The sequence below is a fragment of the Betaproteobacteria bacterium genome (genome assembly GCA_016791345.1).
Lineage (GTDB): Bacteria > Pseudomonadota > Gammaproteobacteria > Burkholderiales > JAEUMW01 > JAEUMW01.
This window is the reverse complement of the sequence record JAEUMW010000460.1, coordinates 1-2,128: the sequence shown is the minus strand read 5'-3', so window position 1 is coordinate 2,128 and position 2,128 is coordinate 1. Positions and strand designations below refer to the sequence as shown.

General features: G+C 68.8%; 3 protein-coding genes. All 3 read right to left on the bottom strand.

Annotated elements, in window-relative coordinates:
• A partial coding sequence (locus JNK68_17170; protein MBL8542074.1) for a FecR domain-containing protein occupies positions 1-691 on the bottom strand: 691 nt, incomplete at its 3' end.
• Between the two features lie 85 nt (positions 692-776).
• A complete protein-coding gene (mepA, locus tag JNK68_17165; GenBank protein MBL8542073.1) occupies positions 777-1,658 on the bottom strand; it encodes a penicillin-insensitive murein endopeptidase in 882 nt (293 codons plus the stop codon).
• 10 nt (positions 1,659-1,668) lie between these two features.
• Positions 1,669-2,128 (bottom strand): AMP-binding protein (locus tag JNK68_17160; protein MBL8542072.1); only part of this gene is annotated, 460 nt, incomplete at its 5' end.

Here is a 2,128-nt window from a genome sequence, read left to right as displayed (position 1 = left end):
GCGGGCCGACGACAATACGGGCGGCATCGTTGGCGACGCGCACGCTCCCTTCGAGTACCTCGCTCGACGACTGCGCCGCATCCGCATTGACCCGAAAATGGGTGCCGCGGACGATGGTCACCGCCGCCGGCGTGTCGATCTCGAAGCGCCGTTCGCTGCCGTCCTCCAGCACGCGGCTCTCCGTGCGCCCGCGCGGAAGTTGCACCCGGCTTCTGACCGCGTTGCCGTGCGGGATGCGTTCGCTGCGCTGGATGTGCAGTTCGCTGTCGCCACGCAGGTACAGACGCGAGCCGTCGGCGAAACGCAACTCGACGCTGCCATCGGGCGCCGTGCGCAGCACATCGCCGATGTCCACCGTGCTGTCCGCCTGCAGCGCCTGCGGCGCTTCGCGGCGCCGCTGCAACGAGACCTCTCCGCTCACCGCGCTCACCTGCACCGGCTCGCGCTGACGCTTGAGCCATGCCGTCGGCACGCGCAGCCGCGTCCCCGGTGCGATGTGCGTCGGGTCGCGAATGTCGTTGTACTCCTGCAGCCCGGGCCAGTAGCGAACGCCGTCGAGATAGCGCTGGGTGATCGTCCAGGGATTGTCGCCCGGCTGTACGACGTACACCCAGTCGGCGGCACGACTGACGGGCAGTGCAGTGAGCAGCACGACCACGCACGGCAATCTGCGAGCGAATCGAAGGGACATCGCTCTCTTTCCCCGCGAAGTGACGCCGCACCGTAGCATGTCCCCCGGTGCGCGGGCAGTGGGGCGCGACTGCCCCATGAGAGCGCTATGGGGCGAGAAGCACCGGGCGACAGGCAGCGGGAAGATCGGCGAGCGTGAGCTTGCGCGACGGGGCGGCGCGACGTTTTGCGAGTTCCTCTCGCGCTTCGGCGCTGAACCACCAATCGAGATCCGCATCGCAACCATCGCCCCCCGGCACCGGAGCCTGGTCGACGCAGTGTGCGTCGCCGCGCGGGCAGCGCAATCGCACGTGCACGTGTTCGTCATGGCCCCACCAGGGCCGGATCTTGGTCAGCCAGCGACGATCGCCCTGCACCTCCCCGCACAGTGCGCGCTTGATCGCCGGATTCACGAAGATGCGGTCAACCTGCGAGAACTGTGCCGCAGTCCTCAGCAAAGCGATGTGCTCTGGCGTCCAGCGCGCTCGATCGATGCCCGCGCCGTCGTCGCTCACCACCGATGTCGCGGAGAGCGTTTCGCGCAACTCGGTGGCGAGCGTGCGCGGCGGCGCTGGCGTGAGCCAGATGTCGGCATCGAGACCGGTCTGATGGCTGCCGTGCCCGGAGCGCATCGGCCCGCCGCGTGGCTGCGCGAGATCGCCGACGAGAAGCCCGGCCCAGCCCTGTGCACGTGCCGACTCCGACAGGGCACGGATGAAGGCGATGAGATCCGGGTGCCCATAAGCTCGATTTCGCGACAGGCGCATGACCTGCCAGGCAGGTCCGTCGGCAGGCAAGCGCACGCCGCCTGCGAGGCAGCCCCGCGCATAGCCGCCGATCGCGGCTGCCGGCGGCGGAGACGGCGACGCGATATCGCCGAAGTCCGGTTGCGCGCTGGCGCCCGACGCGGCAAGCAGACTCGACAGGAAGACGCCCGCGAGGCGCGCGCGGACACCCGAGGCAGGACGCTCTGCCAGACCGGCTAGCATCGGGTCGCGTCTACGCCGAGCCGTCTTCGGTCACGGCCTCGGCCTGCCAGGCATCCCGCATCTCGCGCTTGAGCGTCTTGCCTGCTGCATTGCGCGGAAAGTCGTCCAGGATCTGCACCGTGTGCACGCGCTGGTAGCGGGCGTCGACGCGGGCGTTGATCCAGTCGCGCAGTTCCCCTGCGTTCGCTGCGCCCCGCTCGCGCAGAATGACGGCGGCAACCGGCGTCTCGCCCCACTTCGCGTGCGGCACGCCGAAGACGGCGACTTCGCGCACTGCGGGGTGCCGTGTCAGCACCTCCTCGATGTCCTTCGGATATACCTTCACCCCGCCGCTGTCGATCATGTCCTTCTTGCGATCGACGAGATAGAGATAGCCCTCGCTGTCGACGTAGCCGAGATCACCGGTGAAGAGCCAGCCGTCGCGGATCGCCTGGGCGGTCAGATCGGGGCGGTTGAAGTAACCGGTCATG

Excerpts from the sequence above, each read along its gene's own strand:
- mepA (MBL8542073.1), bottom strand. The coding sequence starts at position 1,658 with ATGCTAGCCGGTCTGGCAGAGCGTCCTGCCTCGGGTGTCCGCGCGCGC.